This is a genomic window from Pseudomonas sp. SWRI18, assembly GCF_014268345.1.
In the GTDB taxonomy this organism is placed as follows: domain Bacteria; phylum Pseudomonadota; class Gammaproteobacteria; order Pseudomonadales; family Pseudomonadaceae; genus Aquipseudomonas; species Aquipseudomonas cedrina.
The window spans coordinates 54415-79798 of the sequence record NZ_JACCQQ010000018.1 but is presented as its reverse complement, the minus strand read 5'-3'; the positions used below and the strand labels follow the sequence as shown (position 1 = coordinate 79798).

Below are 25384 nucleotides of genomic sequence, written 5' to 3'. Positions count from 1 at the left end.
CAGCCAGGACGCTCGGGTATACTTCGCTCTTCTTTTATAGCTGCCTGGGAAGAAGCCCGCGATGACTGCCACTGCCGCCCCGCTCGACTTATTGTTGCTGCCAACCTGGCTGGTACCTGTCGAACCTGCCGGCGTGGTGCTCAAGGAACATGGCCTGGGCATCCGCGATGGGCGCATCGCCTTTATCGGGCCACGAGCCGCGGCCTTGAAGCTTGCGGCGGTTGAGGTGCGCGAACTGCCCGGCATGCTGCTCAGCCCCGGCCTGGTCAACGCCCACGGGCACGCGGCGATGAGCCTGTTTCGCGGCCTGGCCGACGATTTGCCGCTGATGACTTGGCTGGAAAAACACATCTGGCCCGCCGAGGCCAAATGGGTCGATGAAGCCTTCGTGCGCGACGGCACCGACCTGGCCATCGCCGAACAGCTCAAGGGCGGCATCAGCTGCTTTTCGGACATGTACTTCTACCCCAAGGTCGCCAGCGACTGCGTGCACAACAGCGGTATGCGCGCGCAGATCGCGATTCCGATCCTCGACTTCCCGATTCCCGGCGCCGGCAGCACCGATGAGGCGATCCGCCAAGGCATCGAGCTGTTCGGCGACCTCAAGCACCACTCGCGCATCAAGATCACCTTCGGCCCCCACGCGCCCTACACGGTATGCGACGCCAACCTGGAGAAAATCCGGGTGATCGCCGAAGAGCTGGACGCCGCGATCCATATGCACGTGCATGAAACCGCCTTCGAAGTGCAGCAAGCCGTCGAGCAGACCGGCGAGCGCCCACTGGCGCGCCTGGGACGCCTGGGCCTGCTGGGCCCGCGCTTCCAGGCCGTTCATATGACCCAAATCAGCGAGGATGACCTGGCTTTGCTGGTAGAAAGCAATACCAGCGTCATCCACTGCCCGGAATCGAACCTTAAATTGGCCAGCGGCTTCTGCCCGGTTGAACGCCTGTGGCAGGCTGGCGTCAATGTGGCTATAGGCACCGATGGCGCCGCCAGCAACAACGACCTCGACCTGCTGGGCGAAACCCGTACCGCCGCGATGCTGGCCAAGGCCGTTGCAGGCTCGGCCACGGCGCTGGACGCCCATCGCGCGCTGCGCATGGCGACGCTCAATGGCGCGCGGGCCATGGGCCTGGAAGGCGAGATCGGCTCGCTGGAAGTCGGCAAGGCCGCGGATATCGTCGCCTTCGACCTGTCGGGGCTGGCGCAGCAACCGATCTATGATCCGGTTTCGCAGCTTATCTATGCCACCGGTCGCGATTGCGTGAAACACCTTTGGGTTGCCGGCAAGCAGTTGCTCGACGACCGACGATTGACCCGCATGGATGAAGCACAGTTGACCGCCACGGCCATCGCCTGGGGACAACGCATCAGCGGGCACAGCGAATAAACCGATTTTTCAGCTTTAGAGGATTCACCATGAGCAACGTCGACCACGCCGAAATCGCCAAGTTCGAAGCCCTGGCCCACCGCTGGTGGGACCGCGAAAGCGAGTTCAAGCCCCTGCACGACATCAACCCGCTGCGGGTGAACTGGATTGACGAACGCGTCAACCTGGCCGGCAAGAACGTGCTGGACGTGGGGTGCGGCGGCGGCATCCTCAGCGAAGCCATGGCCCTGCGCGGCGCCACCGTGATGGGCATCGACATGGGCGAAGCCCCGTTGGCCGTGGCTCGCTTGCACCAGCTGGAATCCGGCGTGAGCGTGGAATACCGCCAGATCACCGCCGAAGCCCTGGCTGAAGAGATGCCCGCGCAGTTCGACGTGGTCACCTGCCTTGAGATGCTGGAACACGTGCCGGACCCGTCTTCGGTGATCCGTGCGTGCTTCCAAATGGTCAAGCCGGGCGGCCAGGTGTTCTTCTCCACTATCAACCGCAACCCCAAGGCCTACCTGTTCGCGATCATCGGCGCTGAATACATCATGAAGCTGCTGCCGCGCGGCACCCATGACTTCAAGAAATTCATCCGCCCGTCCGAACTGGGCGCCTGGAGCCGCCAGGCCGGGCTGACCGTCAAGGACATCATCGGCTTGACCTACAACCCGCTGACCAAGCACTACAAGCTGGCCAGCGACGTTGACGTCAACTACATGATCCAGACCCTGCGCGAGGAATAAGCCTGTGAAGTTGCGAGCGGTTATCTTCGACATGGACGGTACCCTGCTGGACACCGCGCCGGACTTTATTGCCATCTGCCAGGCGATGCGCGCCGATCGCGGCCTGCCGCCGGTCAACGACCAGCACATCCGCGATGAAATCTCCGGCGGTGCGCGGGCGATGGTTGCGGTGACTTTCTCGATGGACCCTGAATCCCCAGGTTTTGAAGAACTGCGCCAGGAATTCCTCGAGCGCTACCTCAAGGGCTGCGCGGTCCACAGCCGGCTCTTCGGCGGGATGGCCGAACTGCTCGAAGACATCGAGAAAGCCAACCTGATCTGGGGCGTGGTCACCAACAAGCCGCTGCGGTTTGCCGAACCGATCATGCAGCAACTGGGCTTGGCCAAGCGCTCCGCCGTGCTGATCTGCCCGGACCATGTGAAAAACAGCAAACCGGACCCGGAGCCGATGATCCTGGCGTGCAAGCTGCTCGGCCTGGACCCGGCCAGCGTACTGTTCGTGGGCGATGATTTGCGTGATATCGAGTCCGGCCGCGACGCCGGGACGCGCACGGCGGCGGTGACTTACGGCTATATCCACCCGGACGACAACCCGCGTCACTGGGGCGCCGATGTGGTGGTGGATCACCCGCTGGAATTGCGCAAGGTGCTGGATAACGCGCTGTGCAGTTGCTGATGGGCCACCGCCCTCACTGATCAATGAAGATCAAAATGTGGGAGCGGCGGTGCGACGATTCGATTTGCTCGCGAATGCGCTGGGTCAGTCAATACATGTGTTAACTGACACACCGCTTTCGCGAGCAAGCCCGCTCCCACAGGGGATCTTCACTGGTATCAAGTTTGGTGCTGGCTACCTGAATTTTTGTCGAGGCTATTTATGTTTGATTACTGCGCACCTCCAGATCTGCTCAAAGGCCGGGTGATCCTGGTGACCGGCGCCGGGCGCGGGATTGGCGCGGCGGCGGCGAAAACCTACGCCGCCCATGGCGCGACGTTGCTGTTGCTGGGCAAGACCGAAGCCAACCTGGCCCAGGTGTATGACCAGATCGAAGCCGCGGGCCAGCCGCAACCGGTGGTGATTCCGTTCAACCTGGAGACCGCCCTGCCCCATCAATACGATGAGCTGGCGGCGATGATCGAGAAAGAATTCGGCCACCTCGACGGCCTGTTGCACAACGCCTCGATCATCGGCCCACGCACACCGATCGAGCAGTTGTCCGGCGAAAACTTCATGCGTGTGATGCACGTGAACGTCAACGCGATGTTCATGCTGACCAGCACCTTGCTGCCGCTGCTCAAGCTGTCACAGGATGCGTCGGTGGTGTTCACCTCCAGCAGCGTCGGACGCAAGGGCCGGGCGTATTGGGGGGCTTATGGGGTGTCGAAGTTTGCCACTGAAGGCCTGATGCAGACTCTCGCCGATGAGCTCGAAGACGTGGCGGCGGTACGCGCCAACAGCATCAACCCCGGCGGCACACGCACCAGCATGCGGGCCCAGGCGTATCCGGGGGAAAACCCGATGGAACGGCCGGCACCGGAGGAAATCATGCCGGTGTATTTGTACCTGATGGGGCCGGACAGCGCCGGCATCAATGGGCAGGCGTTTGATGCGCAGTAACCCCTGATACACCGCAGAACCAAAAATGTGGGAGCTGGCTTGCCTGCGATAGTGTAGTGAGCGGGCTTGCCCCGCGCTGGGCTGCGAAGCGGCCCCAATAAAGACACCGCCAACCTCCGGGCGGAACCGAGTCGCCTGGTTTGGGGCTGCTTCGCAGCCCAACGCGGGGCAAGCCCGCTCACTACACACCGCCTTCGCGAGCCAGCTCCCACATTTGATTTGAAATGTTAGTTTTTCACCACTTCCTCAAGGGTGAAACGCCCCAGCGGGTTTTGCAGGAAGTTGCTCACATTCTTGCGTGAGATGTTGATGTACGGGCTGTAATACAAGTCGATCCAGTTCACGTCCTGTTTCGCCAGTTTCTGCAGCTCGACATACATTTGCTCACGCTTGGCCGGGTCGGCCTCGACCCGCGCGGCGGCCACCAGGTCCTTGACCTTGTCGTTCTTGTAACGGGTCATGTAGTTCTGGTTGGTGTCGTGGCCCAGCACGAAGGTGGTCTTCTGGTCCGGGTCGAGGATGTCGTTGGTCCAGTACATCACCGAAATATCGTACTCACCGTCCACCAGCATCTGCCAGCTCTGGGTCGGGTCGACCTTTTGCAGGTTGGCGGTCACGCCGACCTTGGCCAGTTGGTCCTTGATGATCACCGCGATCTGCTCGTCGGCCTCGTTGCCGGCGTTGACCACGTAGTTGAGTTTCAAGTCCTTGGCGCCGGCCTGCTCGAGCAGCTTCTTGGCGGCGGTCGGGTCATACGGGCGTTGCAGGTTGTTGGCGTAGTGGTACAGCGAGCCTTTCGGGATGTAGGAATACGCCACGGTGCCCTGGCCGTAAGTGGCGGTCTTGACCAGCGATTGTTTATCGATGGCCATGTCCAGCGCCTGGCGAACTTCCGGCTTGGCCAGCAGCCCGTGTGCGTGGTTGATCAGCAGGTGATCTTCACGGGTGGACGGGTCGGCGTGGATCACCACGTTCTTGTCTTTCTTCAGCTCTTCAACCCGCGAGAAAGGTACGAAGATTGCGGTGTCCAGCTCGTTGTTCTGCACCATGCGCATGCGCGTATTGTCATCGGTGACCGACACCCACTCCACGCCATCCAGGCTCACCTGCTTGGCCTGCCAGAAGTTCGGGTTCTTCTTGAGGATGACGCGATCGCCCTTGCGCCATTCGTCCACGGTAAACGCGCCGGAGGTCACCGGGTTTTCCGAGTAGGCGTCTTCGCCCATCTTGGTCATGGCTTTTTCCGAAAGGATCGATACCGTCGGCGACGCCAGTTGCGAGAGGAAGGCGACGGCCGGGGTCTTCAGCGTGACCACCAGGGTCTTCGGGTCCGATGCCTTGGCGGTGTTGATCAGGTTGAACGGGTCGGCCCACAGCGAGGCCTTGTTGTCGCGGATGCGCAACAGGCTGAACGCCGCGTCTTCAGCGGTGATCGGCGAACCGTCGGAGAACTTGGCATCACGCAGCTTGAAGGTGTACGTCAGGCCGTCCTTGGAAATGTCCCAGCTTTCGGCCAGGCCCGGTTCCATCTTGGTCCCCAGGTTGTCCACGCGCACCAGGGTGTCGTAGACGTTGGCGAACACCCAGGTGTCGCGGTTCTGCGCGCTTTTGATCGGGTCGAACGTGGTGCTGTCTTCACGGCAGCCGATGGTGAGGACACCAGCGGCCTGGGCAAAACCGGCGGTCAGGGACCAGGCGGTCAACGTAGCGGCGGCGAGCAACTTCAAGTGGCGCGATTGCATATCACAACTCCTTGTTAATGAATGGCAGAGGGTCAAAGCAAAGGTTCTTCAAGCACGCAACTGTATCGATGCTCGTGCAGGAAATGGGTCGGCGGCAATACCACGGAACACATTGCGCGGGCGTGCCGGCAACGCGGGTGAAAGGCGCAGCCCGTAGGTAAATTCAGCGGGCTCGGTGGCTCGCCGGGCAAGGGCTGCGTAGGCAACGGCCGATGCGGATCGATCTCGGGGATCGCCTGGATCAACGCCGCCGTGTAGGGATGGCGCGGCGCGGTGAAGACCGCTTCCACCGGCCCCTCCTCGACGATCTTGCCCAGGTACATCACCGCCACGCGGTCGCACAGCCTGCGTACGATGGCCAGGTCATGGGCGATAAACAGGATCGCCAGGTTCATGCGCTGTTGCAGTTCCAGCAGCAGGTTGATGATCTGGCCCTGGATCGACACGTCCAGCGCCGCCACGCACTCATCGGCGATGATCAGCCGTGGCTCCACCGCCAGTGCCCGGGCGATGCCGACGCGCTGGCACTGGCCGCCGCTGAGGGAGCCGGGTTTACGGCTGGCCAGTTCGGGGCGCAGGCCGACCAGGTCGAGCAATTCGTTGACCCGGGCGGGAATCTGCGCGGGCGCGACCTTGCGCTGCACGCGCAGCACTTCGGCAAGGGTTTCGCCGATGGTCTGGCGCGGGTTCAGCGCGGCATAAGGGTCCTGGAAAATCATTGCGGTTTCATGGCGCAATCGGGTGATGTCGATGGCGCTGCCGTGCGCCATGTCGACGCCATCGAACAACACTTGGCCGGCGCTGATCGGGTTGAGGTGCAAGACCGCCCGGCCCAGGGTGCTCTTGCCACTGCCGGACTCACCGACCAACCCCAGGGTTTCACCCGCCGCCAGGTCCAGGGACACGCCGTTCACCGCCCTCACCCACTGCTTGTTCAAGCCGAACACGCCGCTGCCGGACGCGGCAAACTTCACTTCGAGGTCCTTGATCTGCAACAGGCTCATGGCTGCGCTCCCAAAGGGTAATGACAGGCGACCCGCGAGCCTTGCGGCAGCGCTTCGGTGCACAAGGCGCCAACCTGTGGGCAACGCGGGTTGAACCGGCAGCCGCTGGGCAGCGCGTCCAGCAACGGCGGTTGCCCGGGGATGGTGCGCAACAGCGCGTGACCGCTGCTGTGGGCGGGCTGGCAATCGATCAGGCCCGCGGTGTAGGGATGCTGCGGATGGGCCAGCAGCTCATATTTGCTGCCGTGCTCGCACAGGCGCCCGGCATACATCACGGCGATGGCATCGCAGGTTTGCGCGACCACGCCGAGGTCGTGGGTAATCATGATGATCGACAGGCCGCGTCGATCACGCAGCTCCAGCAACAGCCGCAGGATTTGCGCCTGTACTGTCACATCCAGGGCCGTGGTCGGCTCGTCGGCAATCAACACCTTGGGGTTGCAGCCCAGGGCCACGGCGATCATCGCGCGTTGGCGCATGCCCCCGGAAAACTCGTGGGGGTAGTTGTCGACCCGCGCCTGGGGATCGGGAATGCCAACCTGGCGCAGTACGTCGATGGCCTGCAACCGCGCGTCTTTTTTCGACGCGCCCTGGTGCAGGCGAATGCCCTCGGCGATCTGCTCGCCGATGCGCATCAGCGGGCCGAGATGACTGCTGGGGTTCTGGAAGATCATGCCCAATTGCCCGCCGCGCACGGCGCGCATGCCGGCTTCATCGAGTTGCAGCAAGTCCTGGCCGGCCAGCCGAACCGCGCCGCCTTGCACGCGCAAGTTGGCCGATGGCAGCAGGCGCATCAGGCCGCGACAGGCCATGGTCTTGCCGGAGCCGCTTTCCCCCACCAACCCGAGGATTTCGCCTTCGGCCAGGTCGAAGGACACGCGGTCCACCAGCGTGAGATCACGCCCGGCGTTGTTGGCGATCACGCTGAGGTCACGTACTTGCAGCAGGCTCATGAGCGATCCCCCAATACTTGGGCCACACCGTCGGCCAGCAGGCTGAACCCCATGGCCAGGGTCACGATGGCCAAGCCGGGAAAGGTGCAGATCCACCAGGCGGTGGTGATAAACGCTTGCCCTTCGGCGACCATCGTTCCCCATTCGGCGGTCGGCGGTTGCACGCCCAGGCCCAGGTAGCTCACGGCGGCACCATTGAGCAGCACCAGCACCGCGTCAGACATGGAAAACACAATCGAGCCGAACATCGCATTGGGCAGCAGGTGCCGGAAGAGAATACGCCCGTGGCCAAACCCCAGGCTCTTGGCGGCCAGGGCAAAATCGCTTTCCTTGAGCACCAGGATCTGCGAGCGGATCAGCCGCGCGTACGACACCCAGCCCACCAGCGCCATGGCGATATAGAAACTCTGCAAGCCAGGCCCGAGGATCGCCATGATCGCCAGCATCAGCACCAGGAACGGGAACGCCAGGATCACATCGATGACGCGCATGCAGACACTGTCGAAACGCCCGCCGATATACCCGGACACCGCGCCGATAAAGGTGCCGATCATGAACGGAAAAATGACCCCGACGATGGCCAGTTGCAGGTCGATGCGCGCGCCCCAAATCACCCTCGAAAGGATGTCTCTGCCGTAATTGTCCGTGCCAAATGGATGGGCAAGGCCTGGGCCAAGCAAACTGGCGTCGGTGTTTTGCGCAATCGGGTCATAGGGCGCGATCCACGGCGCAAACACGGCAAGCGCCAACCACGCCAGCAAGATCAATAGACCCCACGCAGCGGTCAGGCGGCCGTTGCGAAAACCGAAGCGCAGGCGCAAGCGCCACGGGGCAATCATCGGACGGCTGCTCATTGCATCTTCACTCGCGGGTCAAGGGCCACCGTCACCACGTCGGCGATAAAGTTGACCACCACCGTCGCGCAGGCCAGCACCATGGCCACGCCCTGCACCACCATGTAGTCGCGGGTAAAAATGCCGCGCACCAGCAGTTGGCCGATGCCGGGAATGGCGAACAGGCTTTCGATCACCACCGTGCCGCTGATCAGCCAGCCGATATTCACCGCCAGCAGGTTGACCGCCGGCACCAATGAATTGGGCAATACATGACGGCGAAACACCGCGGCTTCCGACAGCCCACGCGCGCGGGCGGCGGTGACGTGGTCGGCCTGCAATTCCATCAACATGCTCGCGCGCAGGTTGCGCACCAGCACCGCCGACAGCGCCAGGGCAATGGTCAGGCACGGCAGCACCATATGGTGCGCCTTGTCCAGCCAGGTGCGGCCGTAACCGGAAACCGGAAACAGCCCCCACTGCACGCTCAGCAACAGGATCAGCATCAGGCCCAGCCAGAACGCCGGCATGCCCAGACCGACCGTGGTGAACACGCGGATCAGGTTATCCGCCCAACCGCCCTTGTTGCGCGCGGCCACGGTCGCCAGCGGCACCGCGATCAGCAGCGCCAGCACCCCGCTGCCCAGCACCAGTACCAGGGTGGGCTCGATGCGGGTGACGATCAGCTTGAGGGCGTCGACCTTGTATAGCAGCGATTGGCCCAGGTCGCCCTTGAGCAGGTTTTTCAGGAAGTAAAAATATTGCAGCCACAACGGCTGGTCGAGGCCGTACTGGGCGCGGATCTTCAGCAAGGCATCCGGCGTGCTGCGCGAGCCGAGCAGCGCCCGGGCCGGGTCGCCGGGAATCGAGCGCACCAGCACAAAGGTGATCAGGCTGATGCCAAGCAGCACCGGCAGCAATTGCAGCGGCCGGGACAGCACAAAACGATAGCGCGCCAGGTTCATTCGTCAGCCTCGATGACGCGCGAGGAAGTCCAACAACACCGGGAAATACGCCTGGGGTTCCTCGTAAAAAGGCATATGGCTGCTGTTGGGAAATACATGCAGTTCAGCATGTGTGGCCGAAAGCTTCATGCGCAGGGCGCAGGCCGGGGTGAGTTCGTCGTGCTGGCCGGTGGTGATCAGGATCGGCATCTTGAACGCTGCCATCTCGTCGAGGCGGTTCCAATCCTTGAGGTTGCCGATGTAGAGAAATTCGTTGGGCCCCTGCATGGTTTCGTAGGGGCCCATGTTCCAGTCGCCCAGGGAACGCTTGACCGGCTCGGGCCATTCGTCGAGGCGGCACACGTGGCGATAGTTGAGCAAGGTGATTGCGGCCTGGTATTGCGGATGGTCGAGGGTGCCCATGGCTTCGTGGCGCTGCATCATCGCCACGGTTTCGCTGCCGAGGGCGCCGCGCAGGCGCTCCAGTTCCCGGGACAGGTGCGGAATATCGCCGACGGTGTTTGCCAGGATCAGGCTTTTCAGCGCATCGGGGTAGTGGATGGCGTATTCGATCCCGAGCCAGCCGCCCCAGGAATGCCCGAGCAAATGCACACGCCCCAGGCCGAGCGCCTGGCGCACGGTTTCGACTTCTTCGACATAACGGCCGATTTCCCACAACGAAACGTCGGTGGGTCTGGCTGAAGCGCCCGTGCCAAGCTGGTCGAATGCAACCACTCGCAGGTTATGGTCTTTGAGCCAGCCATGGGCGTCGCGCAAGTAGTCACACGGCAGGCCAGGCCCGCCGTTGAGGCACAGCAGCACCTCATCGCCCTGGCCAAAGCTGTAGACCACGAGCTCATGGCCATCGACTTGCACGCTGTACTGCTGGTCGGGGGCAATTTCACGCCACATGCATACATTCCTTGTGTAGTGTCGGCCTGGCAGGTAGCGGCCGTTTATCAGGCCAACACTACCGAGGATGCCGCGCGTCCATAACCTAGCATTTCTTATAGGTTTGGCCTGGCAGTCCTTCGCCGGGGCGTGGCATTCTACTTGCAGCAAGTCGAGATTCAAATGAATTCGGGAGCAGAACGGATGCTGGCCAAGCTGACTGCCTTAAACCACCGTCTGATGCCGGGCAGGAGCCTGGACGAGCAGATGGACAATACGTTTATCCTCGCCCAGCAGTTGGGCTTCGATGCACTGGTGTATGACTACAGCCCGGTGCCCATTGACCAGGATGGTGCGTTGATCACCCCTTCGGTGCTCGAACTGCGCAACACCCCGCCAGACTGGCACGCCTTGTGGTGCAGCAAGGGGTTCTACCAGATCGATCCGGTGCAACATCTGGCCCTGAGTTCGGTGTCGCCGTTTGTGTGGTCCTATGACGTCAAGGTCGACACGCCTTTGCAGCGGATCATCGACCCCTGCCACGCGCCGGTCTCTTCCTACCTGCACGACCAGCAATTGACCTGCGGCGTCAGCGTGCCGATCCACCTGCCCCGTGGCGGCTTCGCCTCGCTGACCGGCCTGCGTACCGGCAAGGCCGGCAACGTATTGCAGGATGCGCAGCACACCCTGTCGGATTTCAGCCTGATTTCCCATGCCTTGCAGGAAGCGGCCTACCCGCTGTTCAGCAAAGAGCTGCGCACCTACCCGCATATCCACCTGACCAAACGCGAGCGCGAGTGCCTCAAATGGGCCGCCGACGGCCTGACCGCCGCTGAAATCGCCACGCAATTGAGCCGCTCACTGGCGGTGGTCACCCTGCACCTGGCCTCGGCGATGCACAAGCTGGGGGCCAGGAATCGCGTGCAGGCCGTGGTGCGCGCCACGCATTACCGCCTGCTTGAAGACTGACCCGGCGGCAAAACCTAGCTGTTTTGCTAGTTACCTGAATGTCTGCCACGCATTATCGTGTGCCTGATCCTTTTTTCAGAGCAGGGCACGAAATGGAATTCATCGAAAAAATCCGCGAAGGGTATGCGGCGTTTGGCGCCTACCAAACCTGGTACCGCGTCACCGGCGACCTCTGCAGCGGTCGCACGCCCCTGGTGGTTATCCACGGCGGCCCCGGCTGCACCCATGATTATGTTGATGCGTTCAAGGATGTCGCCGCCAGCGGCCACGCCGTGATCCATTACGACCAGATCGGCAACGGCCGCTCGACCCACTTGCCGGAAAAAGACCCATCCTTCTGGACCGTGGGGCTGTTCCTCGCCGAATTGGACAACCTGCTGGACCACCTGCAGATCAGCGACAACTACGCGATCCTCGGCCAGTCCTGGGGCGGCATGCTCGGCAGTGAGCACGCCATGCTGCAGCCCAAAGGCCTGCGTGCCTTCATCCCGGCCAATTCGCCGACCTGCATGCGCACCTGGGTCAGTGAAGCTGAGCGTCTGCGCAAATTGTTGCCCCAGGGTGTGCATGAAACCCTGCTCAAGCACGAAGCCGCCGGCACATACCAAGATCCGGACTACCTCGCCGCCTCGCGGGTGTTCTATGACCATCACGTGTGCCGGGTCAACCCGTGGCCGGAAGAGGTCGCGCGCACATTCGCCCAGGTCGATTCGGACCCGACGGTGTACCACGCCATGAGCGGGCCCACCGAGTTCCACGTGATCGGCAGCTTGAAGGACTGGAAATCGACGGGCCGGTTGTCGGCGATCAAGGTGCCGACCCTGGTCATTTCCGGCCGGCACGACGAGGCCACGCCGTTGGTGGTCAAGCCGTTCCTGGATGAAATCGCCGATGTGCGCTGGGCGCTGTTTGAAGACTCCAGCCACATGCCCCATGTGGAAGAACGCCAGGCGTGCATGGGGACGGTGGTGAAGTTTCTGGATGAGGTGTGTTCAGCTTCGTACACCGCCCTAAAGGCCGGCTGAGATCTAAATGTGGGAGCGGGCTTGCTCGCGAATGCGGTGTGTCAGTCACAGACTTTTTAACTGAACCACCGCATTCGCGAGCAAGCCCGCTCCCACATTTTTAAACCGCGTTGGTTTCAGGCCTAGTCGTCTTCTTGGCTACATCCGCCAACACCGGAATCTCCTTGCCTTCGGCATCAAACAACTTGCCGCCCCTGAAGTAATCGCCATCACGCAGCGCCGCCACGTCGTGGAAGCACAAACTGCGCTCCGTCCCGGCCACGAACACCGACTGCTGGTCCGAGTTGCCGGCGGTGAAGTGGTTGAACGCCAGGTTCAGCAGGATCGCCATGATCGCCGACGAACTGATCCCCGAGTGGAAGATGGTCGCGAACCAGCTCGGGAATTGATCGTAGAAGCTCGGCGCGGCGATCGGGATCATGCCGAAACCGATGGAAGTGGCGACAATGATCAGGTTCATGTTGTTACGGTAATCCACCTTCGACAGCGTGCGGATACCGCTGGCCGCCACGGTGCCGAACAGTACGATCCCGGCGCCGCCCAGTACCGAGGTGGGCACGGCCGCGATCACTCGCCCCATGAACGGCAACAAGCCGAGGATCACCAGGAACAGCCCGCCCGTGGCCACCACAAAGCGGCTCTTCACCCCGGTGACCGCCACCAGGCCGACGTTCTGCGCAAACGCGCTCTGGGTGAACGAACCGAAGATCGGCGCAAACATGCTCGACAGCATGTCGGCGCGCAGGCCATTCCCCAGGCGTTTGGAATCGACCTTGGTGTCGATGATTTCACCCACCGCCAGAATATCGGCCGAGGTCTCGACCAAGGTCACCATCACCACGATGCACATGGAAATGATCGCGGCCAGATGAAATGTGGGCATGCCGAAATGGAACGGGGTCGGGAAACCGAACATCGGCCCTTGGGTCACGCCGGAGAAGTCCGCCATGCCGAGGAACACCGCAATCAGCGTGCCGATCACCATCGCCAGCAGGATCGACAGGCGCGAGATGGTCGCGCTGCCGATCTTGCTCAGCAGCAGCACCAGCACCAGGGTCAACGCCGCCAGGCCGATATTGGACATACTGCCGAAATCCGCGGCGCGGCTGTTGCCGCCCATGGCCCAGCGCGCCGCGACCGGCATCAGGGTCAGGCCGATGGTGGTGATCACGATACCCGTCACCAGCGGTGGGAAGAACTTAGTAATTCGTGAAAATACCGGGGTTATCAGCAACCCGATGAACGACGCGGCCATCACCGCCCCGAGAATCGCCGGCACGCCGCCGGCGCCATCACTGCCGACAATCGCCACCATGGTTGCCACACCGGCAAACGACACGCCCTGCACCAACGGCAACTGACAGCCAAAGAACGGCAGGCCGAGGGTCTGCAACAGCGTGGCCAGGCCACCGGCAAACAACGACGCGGCGATCAACAGGCCGATGTCCGCCGGCGACAACCCGGCCGCCTGACCGACGATCAACGGTACCGCGACGATGCCGCCGTACATGGTGAGTACATGTTGCAGGCCGTAAGCCATGTTGGCGGCGACGCCGAGATTCTCATCTTCTGGCCGCTGCGGTGACGCCTTCGGGTTAGTCATGGTGAGGGGTTCTCTGTTTTTGTTGTGCGGCCACTGTATGCAATGTTAGGACTGGATGTCCATAGAGTTGTATACAATCTATCGAACAAGATACCCTCCATCGGCGTTACAAAAACAATTCGGCCGTAATGAGCCAGAACGCCAAAGGACCAGAACAATGAAAAAGGCACTACAGGGAGCCACCGTTGCACTCACCTTGCTCGGCGGTGGGGAGGCCGTCGCGGTGGAGTGGATGAACAACAGCGTAGGTTTTCGCTACGGACAGCAGTTCACCAATCCGAATAACCCCGACGCATTCAGCAAGCGCATCTACAGTTTTACCCACGCCAGCGGCTACCGGTATGGCAGCAATTTCCTCAACCTCGATGTGTTCCTGTCCGACAGCCGCGACCCGCGCAAAGGCACTGACCGGGGCGGGAGCGAGGTCTACGCGGTGTATCGCCACCAGTTGTATGCATCGCGGGTGTTCGATGTGCCGCCGGGCAGCGGCCTGGTCAAGGATTACGCGCTCACCCTGGGGTTTGACGCCAACCGCAACAACAACTTCGCTTCAGCGAAAAAGCGCGCGCTGGTGATCGGCCCGACCTTGAAGTTCAACACCGTCGGCGTGCTGGACCTGAGCCTGATGTACTACAAGGAAAGGAACCACACCGGTATCCCTGGCGCGCAGGAGACGAACCACACCTTCGACGACACTTACATGCTCAACCTGACCTGGATGCGCCCGTTCGAAGTCGCCAACCATGCGGCGAAATTCCAGGGGTTCATCAACTACGTCGGGGACAAAGGCGATGACTACCACGGCCGCGATACCGCGCCGGAAGCGCTGATGCGCACGGCGCTGATGGTGGCGGTACGGCCGGGTAAAAGCGTGAAGCCGAACCTGTACCTGGGCGTGGGTTATGAGTACTGGCACAACAAGTTCGGCGTGGACGGCGGCCGGGGCAGCCGTACATCCACACCGACGGTGAATATGGAAATCACCTTTTAGTAGTAGCTGACGGAACCGTCTTAACTGTGGGAGCGGCGGTGCGACGATTCGACTTGCTCGCGAATGCGGTGTATCAGTCGAAATATCTGGTGACTGACACACCGCATTCGCGAGCAAGCCCGCTCCCACATTTTGCGATTATCACTTCAAGTGCGCACCAGCTCCGAACGACCGGTTTTTGGCCGCGCCAGCCAATAGCCGAACACCGCCACGGGCGCGGTCGCCAGCATCACGATCACAGTGATCAGCAGCGGCTGCTCGATCATCGACGACACCAACAAGCTGCTGAGAAAGCACAGCCCCAGTTGCAACGTGTTCTGCAGCGCCGCCGCCTTGCCGGAATTTTCGGCAAATGGCATCAGTGCATTCGCCACGACGATGGGGTAACTGGCACCGTTGACCAGCGCCATCAGGCAGAACGGAATCAGCAGGGTGGTCAGCGTCGGCACGGTCAAGGTCGCGACCAGGTACAACGCCAGCATGCTGATGCAGTACGCCAGCAGCAACCACGGCAGCAGCGTCTTGCCCTGGCAGTGCTGCAGGGCGCTTCGGCAACTGTAGCCGCCCACCAGGAACGCCAGGGTCGGCAGCACATAGCTCAGGCCGATGTCATTCGGGCTGTAGCCCATGTCGCCCAGGATGAAGGGCGAAGCGGTCAGCCAGGCGAAGAAACTGGCCGAGCACGCGGCGAAGATCATCACGTTGCCGGTGAACACGCGAGACGTCAGCAATTGTCCATAACCCAGGCGCGAAGGTTCGCCTTCCTCTGCCCGGCGTTTCGGCGGGGTGCGCAGGAAGGCTGTCGGCAGCAGCAACAGCAGCGATACCCCGAGCAAGACGCCGAAGATCGCCTGCCAGCCAAAGTGATTCAGCACCATGGCCCCCAACAGCGGCGCCAGGGCCGGCGACAGCGACATCAGCGGCATGATGCTGGCGAACACGCGGTGTGCCTTGTCGGCCGGGTAGCGGTCGATCACCAAGGCCTGCCAACTCACGGCGGCGGAACACACACCAATCGCCTGGACAAAACGCAATGCCAGCAGTTGCGGCGCGGTCTCGACCCAGAACATCCCCGCGCAACCCAGCACAAACAGGCCAAGGCCGGCGAGCAGGATCGGCTTGCGTCCCAGGCGGTCGGACAACGGCCCCCACAACAATTGCCCGAGCGCAAAACCGGCAAGGAAAATACTCAAGCTGGCGCCCACCGCGCCGGCGCCAACCTGCAACTTTTCGCCCATGGCGCCGAACGCCGGCAAGTACATATCCATGGCGAGATAACCGAGCATGCTCAGCCCCGCCAGATACCAAGTGAAACCAAAAGAATTTTTCATTGAAGCCTTGTTAATCCTGCCATCAAACTATTTGCTGACTGGCGGCCATTATGAAGCTGACAGTTTTGCTGTGAAGCGATAATAATTGGACACTTCTATCAAGAAATTTGAAGGCATGCCTCATGTGGTCCGAATATTCCCTGGATGTGGTCGACGCCGTGGCGCGCCACGGCAGCTTCAGCGCCGCTGCCCAGGAGCTGCATCGCGTGCCGTCGGCCATCAGCTACACCGTGCGTCAGCTTGAAGAATGGCTGGCGGTGCCGCTGTTCGTACGACGGCATCGTGACGTGGAGCTGACGCCTGCCGGCCGTCTGTTTATCGACGAAGCCCGCGGCGTGATGAAAAAGATGCTCGGCACCCGGCGCTTGTGCCAGCAGGTGGCCAATGGCTGGAGTGGCCAGTTGAAGGTCGCGGTGGATTCTATCGTCAAACCTCAACGTTGCCGGCAGCTGGTGCTGGATTTCTATCGGCAGTTTCCCGAAGTCGAGCTGCTGCTGGAGTACGAGGTGTACAACGGTGTGTGGGATGCCTTGGCCGATGAACGCACCGACATCGTGATCGGCGCCACCAGCGCGGTGCCGGTCGCCAGCCGCTTTACCTTCCGCGACATGGGCTTGCTGAACTGGCTGTGCGTGGTCAGTGCGCGGCATCCGCTAGCCAGTATCGACGGGTTGCTGAGTGACGACCAATTGCGCCCCTTCGCCTCGCTGTGCATGACGGATACCTCGCGCAACTTGCCCAAGCGCGACACCTGGACCCTGGATAACCAGCGGCGGCTGGTGGTGCCGAATTGGGCGTCCGCGCTTGACTGCCTGCGTGACGGACTGTGTGTCGGCATGGCGCCGGCGCACCAGGTGTTGCCGTGGATCGAGCGCGGTGAGCTGGTGGCGCTGCAACTGTCGCGCCCCTTCCCGGCCAGCCCGTCGTGCGTGGCTTGGGCGCAGAGCAAGCTGTCGCCGGCCATGGCGTGGTTGCTGGAGTACCTGGGGGATACCGAAACCATGAATCAGGAGTGGTTGAATGGACCAGATCTCTAAAAATCACATAGATCGAATGTGGGGCTTGCTCGCGAATGCGGTGTATCAGTCGAAATATCTGGTGACTGACACACCGCATTCGCGAGCAAGCCCGCTCCTACATGGTTGATGGCATTTCAATTCAGCAGGCGGGTAATACCCCGCACGATCATCTCGACTTCATTGGCATCCAGGGTCAACGGTGGCAGCAGCCGAATGACCTTGCCCCGCGTCACGTTGATCAGCAGGGCGTGCTCCTGCGCGGCGCGCTGGGCCAGGTCGCGGTAAGGGCTGGCCAGCTCGATCCCGATCATCAACCCCTGCCCCCGAATCGCCAGTACCTGAGGATGCTCGCTCAGCTCCACCCGCAACCGCGCGAGCAAACGCTCACCCTGTTGCGCGGCGTTCTGCAGCAAGCCTTGTTCTTCAATAATGTCCAGCACCGTGCAACCGACTCGGCAGGCCAGTGGGTTACCGCCAAAGGTGCTGCCGTGACTGCCCGGCGTGAACAACTGGGCCACCGCGGACCGCGCCAGGCAGGCGCCGATCGGTACACCATTGCCGAGGCCCTTGGCCAGGGTCATCACGTCCGGCACGATGCCTTCGTGCTGGAAGGCAAACCAGCTGCCGGTGCGACCGATGCCAGTCTGGATTTCATCGAGCATCATCAGCCAGCCATGCCGCGTGCAGTGATCACGCAACGCTTTCAGGTAGCCCTGCGGTGCCGGCAACACGCCGCTTTCACCCTGGATCGGCTCCAGCAGAACCGCCGCGATGCGCGTGCCGAACGCCTTGGTCATTGCCTCTATCGCCGCCATATCACCAAAGGCGACCTTGAGAAAATCCCCCGGTAAGCGCTGGAAGCCCAAGCGCACCGATGGCCCATCGCTCGCGGCCATGGTACCGAGCGTGCGGCCATGGAAGGCGTTTTCCATCACCACCACCAGCGGCGCCTCGATGCCTTTTTTCCAGCCATGCAACCGCGCCAGTTTCAGCGCGGTTTCGTTGGCTTCGGCGCCGGAATTATTGAAGAAGGCGCGATCCAGGCCAGACAGCCGGGCAAGGCGCTGGGCCAGCCGTTGTTGCCAGTCGATGCTGTAGAGGTTGGAGGTGTGCAGCAACAGCCCGGCCTGTTCGCTGATCGCCGCCACCAGCCGGGGGTGGGAGTGACCGACATTGGTCACCGCCACGCCGGCCACCGCATCCAGGTATTCACGGCCTTGCTGGTCCCACAGGCGTGTGCCCAGGCCGCGGGTAAAACTCAGGGCCAAAGGTTGATAAGTGGTCATCAGGCAGGCGGCGGTCATGGCAGAGGCTCCAGTGCTTCGTTGTGATGGCTGCAGTATCGTTAACCACCCAAGCTGGATAAACTCGGCATTCCTGCGATGACTTTAAATCAAGGCTTGATAATGGATCTGTTCCAGGCGATGTCGGTGTACGTAAAGGTGGTCGAGACCGGCAGCATGACGGCGGCGTCACACGCGTGCGGCATGTCGACCACTATGGTCGGCAACCACCTGCGCGCCCTGGAGCAGCGCCTGGGCGTCAGCCTGCTCAAGCGCACCACGCGCAAGCAAAGCCTCACGGAATTTGGCGGCCAGTATTACCAGCGCTGCCTGGAAGTGCTGGGGCTGGTGGCCGACTCCGAGCAATTGGCCGAACAGGCCAAGAGTGACGTGCCCAAAGGCACCCTGCGCATCACCGCACCCCCGGTGTTCGGCACCGAACGCCTTACCCCGGCCTTGAGCGAATTTTCCCGGCGCTACCCGCTGATCAACCTGTACGTGGTGTTGAGCAACGAGCGCATGGACTTGGTCGACAGCGGCTTCGACGTGGCGATCCGGCTTGGCGAACTGGAAACGTCCAGCCTGATCGCCAGGCCGATGCAGGACTACACCCTCACCCTCTGCGCCTCACCTGCCTACCTGGCGCGACGCGGCACGCCTTCAACGCCCGATGACCTGCAGCAACACGACTGCCTGGCGTTCGCCTACCCGGCGAATGACAATTGGCGCGACACTGAAAAACTGTGGCGCATGACCAGTGATGACGGCGAGCGGGAGGTGCAGGTCTGCGGCTCATTGACCATCAACAGCTCGCAAGGCTTGCGCCAGGCGGCGGTGAACGGCATGGGCATCATCATGCTGGCCGACGCCCTGGTGCAACCGGACCTGGAGAGCGGCAAGCTGGTGGCCTTGTTGACCCAGTATCGACTGCCCAGCCGCCCCATGCACCTGCTCTACGGCCAGGACCGTTATCGCCTGCCCAAGCTGCGCGCGTTCGTGAATTTCGCCATGGAAAAATGGGCCCGCTAGAAACCTACGCCCAGCTCACGCAAGCGCGCCGCCGTGCGCTGCGCCGACACATGGTGTATGCCCTGCCAACCGAGCGCCATGGCCGCTTCGATATTGCTGGCGACATCATCGATAAACACCACTTCTTCGGGCTGGATATCCGGCAGATGGGCACGCACCTGGCGCAGGCTCGCGTGATAAATAGCCGCATCAGGTTTGATGAGCTTCAACTCACCCGACACCACGATATCGCGAAAGCACTGCAGGAACGGGTAATTGGCCCGCGCATAGGGGAACGTCTCAGCCGACCAGTTGGTAAGCCCGAACAACGGCACGTCGGCCTGATGCAACGCCTCGAGAATCGCCACGCCGTCCGACAGCGGGCCAGGCAGCATCTCATGCCAGCGGTCGTAATAGGCCTGGATCAAATGCGCATGCTGCGGATGCTGCTCGATGAGACTGCGCGTGCCTTCAGCCAGGGAGCGACCGGCATCCTGCTCGGTGTTCCAGGCCTGGGTACAGATGTTATCGAGAAACCATTGCCGTTCGTGATCATCGGCAATCAGCTTGCGGTAAAGGTGGTGCGGGCTCCAGTCGAACAGGACACCGCCGAAATCAAAAACAACTGCATGGATTGTCATGGGTTCCTCCGTTTGCGCAACATGGCGAAGGCAGTCTGGCATGCCTGCGGCCGATAGCAGTAGGCAGCGGGGGGTAGGACCGTTCTGAAAATTGCCCTCCCCAGCTACATCGGAGGGCGACATCCTTTAGTGTCAGCTTTGCACCACAAGGAGATCTGTACTGAAGGGAATCAGCCATCGCGGCCACAAACCTGACGTAGAGGCATTCCAATGAAAGACATGACGTCCCCCGTTACATTACCCTTCGTACCCAGCCTGGAGGCGTTGCAACCTAATCAGCCCCTCCAACAGACTGGCGTCGCGCAAGACACCGACAGGCTCCCGCACGCTCTGCTCGATCAGGTCAGAGGCAAAACCGGAATAGTCGCGAGCCACCTAGCCCCTTTGCAGGGCATAGCGGCAGCCACTAATTCCATCATTGGCATACGCCCGGTCGAATCCGTGGCCACGGGGCTGATAGCGGCCGGGCACCCCACCAAGGACTTTCATATCAAAGGCAAAAGTGCCAACTGGGGACCGCAGGCCGGCCTGATCTGTACAGATCAGGCCTTCAGCAAACTTGAACAGTTTGTGCAGAAAACACCGGAAAAAATCGCTAACGCCAACGCGCAGATCGTGGGTTGCCTCCAGGGCGGCCATGCGGTCCCGATTCCCCTGAAACTCTCCAAGAGTCGCATTGACGAACTGACGGCGCTCGGCCACATCACCCAACAGGCAGGCCGCGACGGCACCCTGCGATTAAACGCGCGCGGGCCCAGCCAACAGTCTTACACATTCGAAGCCCACCCCATCTCGCCCGGCAGCGATAGCTATCTCATCACCCATCAAGGCAAACCGCTTGAAGTGCTGGCGAAGCAGCCAGAGGGCAAAGCCTTGACCGCCGATTATGACCTGCACATGATCGCCCCTCACCTGAGTGACTTTGGCTCACAGGATAACCTCCCTGTACCCGATGTCGCCCACAGCGTGTTCAAGCAACGAATGGAGCGCTACAAGCAGGTTCCGGAAGAACTCAGCGCCGACTTTGCGAGCGCCGCTCGCTTCTACAGCAAGGAAGATCCCCACCTCGGCAATATAAGCCCACGCCTGAAGCAGATGATCGGCATCATCAATCAAAAGCTGGTCCGCGACGGAGAGCGGGTGGTCCATCACAGTGCGGACTCAGGCAACCCTGTGACGGATGTGGCCGCTAACTACCCGACAACTTTTTTCCTGCCGACAAAACTAGGCAGATTCGATGAAATCAGCATTATCAACAACAGCAGGGAAATGATGGAATTGATCAAGACCGCCAAGGATAGCGGCTATCACGTGCCGTTGAATCCACTCTGGGAGAAAGAAGTGGTCGAAGTCAGGCGGTCAGACTTCATCCGGGCAAGAAATCGTTTTGCTTAAATCAGCGTAAAAACAGACAGCGGCCTGGTAACCCTGTACCGAGGTCGCTGTCCGTCATACCAATTACGCCAATTACGCCTGGACCAGACCGTTGATCTTGACGGTCGGGTTCACATCAGCCTCGTAGTCCACGCCATCGACCTCAAAGCCGAACAAACGCAGGAATTCAGCCTTGTAGCCGGCGAAATCGCTGATCTCGTTGACGTTGTCATCAGTGACCTGGTTCCACAGGGCAGCGACGGCGTCCTGGACCTTGGGTTCCAGCTCGGCCAGGTCGGCACGCAGGCGGCCGTCGGCGTCGAGTTTCGGCTGGGCGCCGTACAGGCTGTCCTTGAACAGGCCGTAGACCTGTTCGATGCAACCTTCGTGAGTGCCCTGCTCTTTCATCACTTTGAACAACAGCGAGAGGTACAACGGCATGATCGGGATGGCCGAACTGGCTTGGGTCACCACCGCCTTGAGCACCGACACACGGGCGTCGCCCTTGAGTGCGGCCAGGTTGTCGCGCAGGGTCAGGACTTTTTTGTCGAGGTCTTTCTTGGCTTCGCCGATGGAGCCGTTCCAGTAGATATCCTGGGTCAGCTTTTCACCGAGGTAGGTGAACGCGGTGGTCTTGGCGCCTTCGGCCAGCACGTCGGCGTCACGCAGGGCGTCGATCCACAGCTGCCAGTCTTCGCCACCCATGACTTTCACGGTGCCGTCGATTTCTTCCTGGGTCGCGGGCTCAAGCGTGGTATCGACGACAACGCCTTTGTCGGTGTTGATACCGCGCAAGGTCACGGCCTTGCCGATCGGCTTGAGGGTGGAGGTATGCACTACGCCTTGCGGGTCGGTACGGCGCGGCGCGGCCAGGCTGTAGACGACCAGGTCGATCTTGCCCAGGTCTTTCCTGATGGTGTCGATGGTCAGGCGCTTGATCTCGTCGGAGAACGCGTCGCCGTTGATGCTCTTGGCGTACAGACCTTTTTCGACGGCAAACTTCTCGAACGCGGCGCTGTTGTACCAGCCGGCGGAGCTCAGCTTGCCTTCTTCGCCTTCTTTCTCAAAAAACACGCCCAGGGTGTCGGCGCCGCAGCCAAAGGCAGCACTGATGCGCGCGGCCAGGCCGTAGCCAGTGGAAGCGCCGAGGACCAGCACCTTTTTTGGGCCGCCTTCGATGGCGCCGTGCTCAGTCACGTAGTCGATCTGTTGCTTGACATTCGCTTCACAGCCAACAGGGTGAGCGGTCACACAGATAAAGCCACGAACCCGCGGTTTGATGATCATAAAATTTCTGCCTCTTCCAAGGTGCCGAAGGCCAGTGGTGGCCATTCAACTTCAATCGTACCGGTCTATGACGTCCAAAAAACCGAAGCGTCACGATAGTCGCAAATCTTCCGATTACAAAATCCGATCCACGCTGTGCAACCGGCGTTGGAACCTGTGCAGCGTCTTCACAATTTCACGCTATTTAAAACGCCTTTCCAGCGGCTTACGCCTTACCATGACGTAGTTGTTTCAATATGTTTCAAAACCCACCACTCGCGGCCACGGATCCGGACCTGTCGAATGGCGTCCTGCTGGAGTGAGTTGCATGAACAGGCCTGCCTTGCGTAAAAAAGCGGTATCGGTCGCCTGGGTCTTTGGCGTGCTGCTGATCATTGATGTATTCCCCGAGACCACCCTGGTGTTTCTCGGCCTGGTCGTGGTCTGCGGGATCTACGACTTCCTGCGCAATGGCCTGTATGACGCGCCTACCATCAAGAAATACTTTATCGGCAGTGGCCGCAACACGTGGCTGCTGGCACCGTTCAATACCCTGTTCGACCTGCTGAGTTCGCGTAACCGCCACGTCTACACAATGCCCGACCTGCCGGTGGCCTGGCGTGAAGAACTGCAACGGGTGATCGATGAGGCCATGGCCCACAAGGACGAGATCATCGGCTACCTGGATGAGCGCATGGCCGAGAAAAAGCGCGGCATGTTGTTTTTCCAGTGGTATGGCAGGCCCATCGAAACCGCTCTGGACATTCCCAAATTGCGCGAAAAGCTGCCGTTCGTGAAGACGATCGGCGTGTCGGTATTCAACGAAAACCGTTCGACCTCGTTTCACTTCGGCCCCCTGCGCATGATGTTCCGCGTGCTCTACAACATGGCCCCGGCGCCCCATCACGAAGGCGTCTACATCCAGGTCGGCACGCACAAGCATTACTGGCACGACGACCCGCTGTTTATCTTCGATGACACCTTGATGCATGCGTCTTTCAACAAGAATGACGCAAAGCGTTACTGCCTGTTTATCGACATCGTGCGACCGACCGCCCTGCCTTTGGTGCTTAATGCCGTGATCGCAGGGTTTGCCGGGATGGTCTTTACCCTGCGTCGAGTTTTCTACAAAAACTGGAAGCTGATTCAGTGAGTTCTGCGGCATGATGGTGCTGGACGGTATTTGCACTCGGCCTTGCGCCTGAGGTAAATATCCGTCTCGTGCGACCGAATTCGGCGCCCACTCTTCTCAAGCCATCGCGGCCCCTTGCGGGTGCGGTGGCTGCGCTTTCAAGGAACCGGAATGCCCCAACGTCAAGTCATCAATGCCTCCGTCAGCCCCAAGGGCAGCCTCGAAACCCTGTCCCAACGTGAAGTCCAGCAACTGAGCGAAGCCGGTAGCGGCAGCATCTACACCCTGTTTCGGCAGTGCGCCCTGGCGATCCTCAATACTGGCGCACACATCGATAACGCCAAGACCATCCTGGATGCCTACAAGGATTTTGAAGTACGTATCCACCAGCAGGACCGAGGCGTGCGCCTGGAACTGCTGAACGCCCCGGCCGATGCCTTCGTCGATGGCGAGATGATCGCCAGCACCCGCGAGATGCTGTTCAGCGCCCTGCGCGACATCGTCTACACCGAGAACGAGCTGGACAGCCAGCGCATCGACCTGAGCAATTCCCAGGGCATCACCGACTATGTCTTCCACTTGCTGCGCAACGCCCGCACGCTGCGCCCGGGTGTGGAGCCGAAGATCGTGGTGTGCTGGGGCGGGCACTCGATCAATACCGAAGAATACAAATACACCAAGAAAGTCGGCCACGAACTGGGCCTGCGCAGCCTCGACGTGTGCACTGGCTGCGGCCCAGGCGTGATGAAAGGTCCGATGAAAGGCGCGACCATTTCCCACGCCAAGCAACGCATTACCGGCGGGCGCTACCTGGGGCTGACGGAGCCGGGCATCATCGCCGCCGAAGCGCCGAACCCGATCGTCAACGAACTGGTAATTCTGCCGGACATCGAAAAACGCCTGGAAGCCTTCGTGCGTGTAGGCCACGGCATCATCATCTTCCCGGGCGGCGCCGGCACGGCCGAAGAGTTCCTGTACTTGCTCGGCATCCTGATGCACCCGGACAACCGCGACCTGCCGTTCCCGGTCATTCTCACGGGGCCGAAAGACGCAGCGCCGTACCTGCAGCAACTGCACGCCTTCGTCGGCGCGACACTGGGCGCGGCCGCGCAGGCGCACTACCAGATCATCATCGACGACCCGGCCGAAGTGGCGCGCCAGATGACCGCCGGCCTCAAGGCCGTGAAGCAGTTCCGCCGCGAGCGCAACGACGCTTTCCACTTCAACTGGCTGCTGAAAATCGACGAAGGCTTCCAGCGCCCGTTCGACCCGACCCACGAGAATATGGCCGGTCTGCAACTGAGCCACGCGCTGCCGCCCCATGAACTGGCGGCCAACCTGCGCCGTGCGTTCTCCGGGATCGTGGCGGGTAACGTGAAGGACAAGGGTATCCGCCTGATCGAGGAAAACGGCCCGTACGAGATTCACGGCGACCCGGCGATCATGCAACCGCTGGATGAACTGCTCAAAGCGTTTGTCGCCCAGCACCGCATGAAACTGCCAGGCGGCGCGGCGTATGTGCCGTGCTATCGCGTAGTGCAGTAAGCCAGCGGCGGTCGGTCATAGTTTGTATCTGTTTGGCGCGTGGCCGAGGGTGTGAGGATCAGAAAACCGGTCTAGGGTTTTCACTGTTCCC

At 61.2% G+C, this 25384-nt stretch carries 23 protein-coding genes; 12 read left to right on the top strand and 11 right to left on the bottom strand.

Annotated elements, in window-relative coordinates:
* The first annotated feature begins 61 nt into the window (after nucleotides 1-61).
* The 4 genes from H0Z09_RS19305 (at nucleotide 62) to H0Z09_RS19290 (ending at nucleotide 3739) form a co-directional block, all read left to right on the top strand.
* Complete coding sequence (locus tag H0Z09_RS19305) at nucleotides 62-1393, top strand: TRZ/ATZ family hydrolase (RefSeq protein ID WP_186692587.1); 1332 nt, start codon at nucleotides 62-64, stop codon at nucleotides 1391-1393.
* A 29-nt stretch (nucleotides 1394-1422) separates the two neighbouring features.
* A complete protein-coding gene (gene ubiG / locus H0Z09_RS19300; RefSeq protein WP_186692584.1) occupies nucleotides 1423-2121 on the top strand; it encodes a bifunctional 2-polyprenyl-6-hydroxyphenol methylase/3-demethylubiquinol 3-O-methyltransferase UbiG in 699 nt (232 codons plus the stop codon).
* A gap of 4 nt (nucleotides 2122-2125) precedes the next feature.
* Nucleotides 2126-2797: an N-acetylmuramic acid 6-phosphate phosphatase MupP gene (gene mupP, locus H0Z09_RS19295; RefSeq protein WP_186692576.1), complete on the top strand. Its 672-nt coding sequence runs from the start codon at nucleotides 2126-2128 to the stop codon at nucleotides 2795-2797.
* Nucleotides 2798-2998: 201 nt separating this feature from the next.
* The gene (locus H0Z09_RS19290) at nucleotides 2999-3739 is read left to right on the top strand and encodes a YciK family oxidoreductase (protein ID WP_186692572.1); all 741 of its coding nucleotides are present in this window, start codon (nucleotides 2999-3001) and stop codon (nucleotides 3737-3739) included.
* A gap of 227 nt (nucleotides 3740-3966) precedes the next feature.
* Here H0Z09_RS19290 and H0Z09_RS19285 read toward each other — a convergent pair whose 3' ends face one another.
* Genes H0Z09_RS19285 through H0Z09_RS19260 form a run of 6 tightly spaced genes read right to left on the bottom strand, consistent with a single transcriptional unit; the run spans nucleotide 3967 to nucleotide 10127 of the window.
* Nucleotides 3967-5481 carry an ABC transporter substrate-binding protein gene (locus H0Z09_RS19285; RefSeq protein WP_186692570.1) on the bottom strand — a complete coding sequence of 505 codons (1515 nt, stop codon included), beginning with the start codon at nucleotides 5479-5481 and terminating at the stop codon, nucleotides 3967-3969.
* Between the two features lie 32 nt (nucleotides 5482-5513).
* Nucleotides 5514-6485, bottom strand: coding sequence for an ABC transporter ATP-binding protein (locus tag H0Z09_RS19280; RefSeq protein WP_186692568.1), 972 nt, complete (start codon nucleotides 6483-6485; stop codon nucleotides 5514-5516).
* Entirely contained in the window at nucleotides 6482-7438 is a 957-nt protein-coding gene (locus H0Z09_RS19275) for an ABC transporter ATP-binding protein (RefSeq protein WP_186692566.1), read from the bottom strand. The genes H0Z09_RS19280 and H0Z09_RS19275 overlap by 4 nt, the downstream gene beginning before the upstream one ends.
* Nucleotides 7435-8292 (bottom strand): ABC transporter permease, encoded by an 858-nt coding sequence (locus H0Z09_RS19270; protein ID WP_186692563.1) that lies wholly within the window; start codon nucleotides 8290-8292, stop codon nucleotides 7435-7437. The genes H0Z09_RS19275 and H0Z09_RS19270 overlap by 4 nt, the downstream gene beginning before the upstream one ends.
* Complete coding sequence (locus H0Z09_RS19265) at nucleotides 8289-9236, bottom strand: ABC transporter permease (protein WP_186692561.1); 948 nt, start codon at nucleotides 9234-9236, stop codon at nucleotides 8289-8291. The genes H0Z09_RS19270 and H0Z09_RS19265 overlap by 4 nt, the downstream gene beginning before the upstream one ends.
* A 3-nt stretch (nucleotides 9237-9239) precedes the next feature.
* Entirely contained in the window at nucleotides 9240-10127 is an 888-nt protein-coding gene (locus H0Z09_RS19260; protein WP_076950337.1) for a proline iminopeptidase-family hydrolase, read from the bottom strand.
* A gap of 183 nt (nucleotides 10128-10310) precedes the next feature.
* On the opposite strand from H0Z09_RS19260, the gene H0Z09_RS19255 reads away from it, so the two are divergent.
* Nucleotides 10311-11075 carry a LuxR family transcriptional regulator gene (locus H0Z09_RS19255; RefSeq protein WP_186692559.1) on the top strand — a complete coding sequence of 255 codons (765 nt, stop codon included), beginning with the start codon at nucleotides 10311-10313 and terminating at the stop codon, nucleotides 11073-11075.
* Between the two features lie 92 nt (nucleotides 11076-11167).
* Nucleotides 11168-12100 carry a proline iminopeptidase-family hydrolase gene (locus H0Z09_RS19250; protein ID WP_186692557.1) on the top strand — a complete coding sequence of 311 codons (933 nt, stop codon included), beginning with the start codon at nucleotides 11168-11170 and terminating at the stop codon, nucleotides 12098-12100.
* Nucleotides 12101-12200: 100 nt separating this feature from the next.
* Here H0Z09_RS19250 and H0Z09_RS19245 read toward each other — a convergent pair whose 3' ends face one another.
* Complete coding sequence (locus tag H0Z09_RS19245) at nucleotides 12201-13703, bottom strand: nucleobase:cation symporter-2 family protein (protein ID WP_186692555.1); 1503 nt, start codon at nucleotides 13701-13703, stop codon at nucleotides 12201-12203.
* Between the two features lie 157 nt (nucleotides 13704-13860).
* Here H0Z09_RS19245 and H0Z09_RS19240 point away from each other — a divergent pair, with 157 nt between their 5' ends.
* Nucleotides 13861-14694, top strand: coding sequence for a nucleoside-binding protein (locus H0Z09_RS19240; RefSeq protein ID WP_186692553.1), 834 nt, complete (start codon nucleotides 13861-13863; stop codon nucleotides 14692-14694).
* Between the two features lie 146 nt (nucleotides 14695-14840).
* Here H0Z09_RS19240 and punC read toward each other — a convergent pair whose 3' ends face one another.
* Entirely contained in the window at nucleotides 14841-16025 is a 1185-nt protein-coding gene (gene punC, locus H0Z09_RS19235; RefSeq protein ID WP_186692551.1) for a purine nucleoside transporter PunC, read from the bottom strand.
* A 122-nt stretch (nucleotides 16026-16147) separates the two neighbouring features.
* Here punC and punR point away from each other — a divergent pair, with 122 nt between their 5' ends.
* The gene (punR, locus tag H0Z09_RS19230; protein ID WP_186692549.1) at nucleotides 16148-17062 is read left to right on the top strand and encodes a DNA-binding transcriptional activator PunR; all 915 of its coding nucleotides are present in this window, start codon (nucleotides 16148-16150) and stop codon (nucleotides 17060-17062) included.
* Nucleotides 17063-17178: 116 nt separating this feature from the next.
* Here punR and H0Z09_RS19225 read toward each other — a convergent pair whose 3' ends face one another.
* Nucleotides 17179-18348 carry an aspartate aminotransferase family protein gene (locus H0Z09_RS19225; RefSeq protein WP_186692547.1) on the bottom strand — a complete coding sequence of 390 codons (1170 nt, stop codon included), beginning with the start codon at nucleotides 18346-18348 and terminating at the stop codon, nucleotides 17179-17181.
* A 102-nt stretch (nucleotides 18349-18450) separates the two neighbouring features.
* Here H0Z09_RS19225 and H0Z09_RS19220 point away from each other — a divergent pair, with 102 nt between their 5' ends.
* Entirely contained in the window at nucleotides 18451-19356 is a 906-nt protein-coding gene (locus H0Z09_RS19220) for a LysR family transcriptional regulator (RefSeq protein WP_186692544.1), read from the top strand.
* On the opposite strand, the gene H0Z09_RS19215 is transcribed toward H0Z09_RS19220, so the two are convergent.
* Nucleotides 19353-19976: an HAD family phosphatase gene (locus H0Z09_RS19215; RefSeq protein ID WP_186692534.1), complete on the bottom strand. Its 624-nt coding sequence runs from the start codon at nucleotides 19974-19976 to the stop codon at nucleotides 19353-19355. The two genes, H0Z09_RS19220 and H0Z09_RS19215, sit on opposite strands and share 4 nt — an antisense overlap.
* 210 nt (nucleotides 19977-20186) lie before the next feature.
* On the opposite strand from H0Z09_RS19215, the gene H0Z09_RS19210 reads away from it, so the two are divergent.
* Nucleotides 20187-21371: an anthrax toxin-like adenylyl cyclase domain-containing protein gene (locus tag H0Z09_RS19210; protein WP_083735259.1), complete on the top strand. Its 1185-nt coding sequence runs from the start codon at nucleotides 20187-20189 to the stop codon at nucleotides 21369-21371.
* Between the two features lie 72 nt (nucleotides 21372-21443).
* Here the strand turns inward: H0Z09_RS19210 and fabV are convergent, their stop codons facing one another.
* Nucleotides 21444-22637, bottom strand: coding sequence for an enoyl-ACP reductase FabV (gene fabV / locus H0Z09_RS19205; RefSeq protein WP_186692532.1), 1194 nt, complete (start codon nucleotides 22635-22637; stop codon nucleotides 21444-21446).
* 307 nt (nucleotides 22638-22944) lie between these two features.
* Here fabV and H0Z09_RS19200 point away from each other — a divergent pair, with 307 nt between their 5' ends.
* Together H0Z09_RS19200 and ppnN are read left to right on the top strand one after the other, a co-directional pair.
* Nucleotides 22945-23769, top strand: a complete 825-nt coding sequence (locus H0Z09_RS19200) for an aspartyl/asparaginyl beta-hydroxylase domain-containing protein (RefSeq protein ID WP_186692530.1) — start codon at nucleotides 22945-22947, stop codon at nucleotides 23767-23769.
* A 150-nt stretch (nucleotides 23770-23919) separates the two neighbouring features.
* Entirely contained in the window at nucleotides 23920-25293 is a 1374-nt protein-coding gene (ppnN, locus tag H0Z09_RS19195) for a nucleotide 5'-monophosphate nucleosidase PpnN (RefSeq protein WP_076950325.1), read from the top strand.
* Nucleotides 25294-25384 lie beyond the last annotated feature (91 nt).

Bases quoted from the DNA above. Each gene is read 5' to 3' on its own strand.
- fabV (WP_186692532.1), bottom strand. From the start codon at position 22,637: ATGATCATCAAACCGCGGGTTCGTGGCTTTATCTGTGTGACCGCTCAC.
- H0Z09_RS19245 (WP_186692555.1), bottom strand. From the start codon at position 13,703: ATGACTAACCCGAAGGCGTCACCGCAGCGGCCAGAAGATGAGAATCTC.
- ppnN (WP_076950325.1), top strand. From the start codon at position 23,920: ATGCCCCAACGTCAAGTCATCAATGCCTCCGTCAGCCCCAAGGGCAGC.
- H0Z09_RS19210 (WP_083735259.1), top strand. From the start codon at position 20,187: ATGAAAGACATGACGTCCCCCGTTACATTACCCTTCGTACCCAGCCTG.
- H0Z09_RS19225 (WP_186692547.1), bottom strand. From the start codon at position 18,348: ATGACCGCCGCCTGCCTGATGACCACTTATCAACCTTTGGCCCTGAGT.
- H0Z09_RS19240 (WP_186692553.1), top strand. From the start codon at position 13,861: ATGAAAAAGGCACTACAGGGAGCCACCGTTGCACTCACCTTGCTCGGC.
- H0Z09_RS19275 (WP_186692566.1), bottom strand. From the start codon at position 7,438: ATGAGCCTGCTGCAAGTACGTGACCTCAGCGTGATCGCCAACAACGCC.
- H0Z09_RS19265 (WP_186692561.1), bottom strand. From the start codon at position 9,236: ATGAACCTGGCGCGCTATCGTTTTGTGCTGTCCCGGCCGCTGCAATTG.
- H0Z09_RS19305 (WP_186692587.1), top strand. From the start codon at position 62: ATGACTGCCACTGCCGCCCCGCTCGACTTATTGTTGCTGCCAACCTGG.
- H0Z09_RS19260 (WP_076950337.1), bottom strand. From the start codon at position 10,127: ATGTGGCGTGAAATTGCCCCCGACCAGCAGTACAGCGTGCAAGTCGAT.
- punC (WP_186692551.1), bottom strand. From the start codon at position 16,025: ATGAAAAATTCTTTTGGTTTCACTTGGTATCTGGCGGGGCTGAGCATG.
- H0Z09_RS19200 (WP_186692530.1), top strand. From the start codon at position 22,945: ATGAACAGGCCTGCCTTGCGTAAAAAAGCGGTATCGGTCGCCTGGGTC.
- H0Z09_RS19285 (WP_186692570.1), bottom strand. From the start codon at position 5,481: ATGCAATCGCGCCACTTGAAGTTGCTCGCCGCCGCTACGTTGACCGCC.
- H0Z09_RS19215 (WP_186692534.1), bottom strand. From the start codon at position 19,976: ATGACAATCCATGCAGTTGTTTTTGATTTCGGCGGTGTCCTGTTCGAC.
- H0Z09_RS19220 (WP_186692544.1), top strand. From the start codon at position 18,451: ATGGATCTGTTCCAGGCGATGTCGGTGTACGTAAAGGTGGTCGAGACC.
- H0Z09_RS19290 (WP_186692572.1), top strand. From the start codon at position 2,999: ATGTTTGATTACTGCGCACCTCCAGATCTGCTCAAAGGCCGGGTGATC.
- H0Z09_RS19280 (WP_186692568.1), bottom strand. From the start codon at position 6,485: ATGAGCCTGTTGCAGATCAAGGACCTCGAAGTGAAGTTTGCCGCGTCC.
- H0Z09_RS19270 (WP_186692563.1), bottom strand. From the start codon at position 8,292: ATGAGCAGCCGTCCGATGATTGCCCCGTGGCGCTTGCGCCTGCGCTTC.
- H0Z09_RS19250 (WP_186692557.1), top strand. From the start codon at position 11,168: ATGGAATTCATCGAAAAAATCCGCGAAGGGTATGCGGCGTTTGGCGCC.
- ubiG (WP_186692584.1), top strand. From the start codon at position 1,423: ATGAGCAACGTCGACCACGCCGAAATCGCCAAGTTCGAAGCCCTGGCC.
- punR (WP_186692549.1), top strand. From the start codon at position 16,148: ATGTGGTCCGAATATTCCCTGGATGTGGTCGACGCCGTGGCGCGCCAC.
- H0Z09_RS19255 (WP_186692559.1), top strand. From the start codon at position 10,311: ATGCTGGCCAAGCTGACTGCCTTAAACCACCGTCTGATGCCGGGCAGG.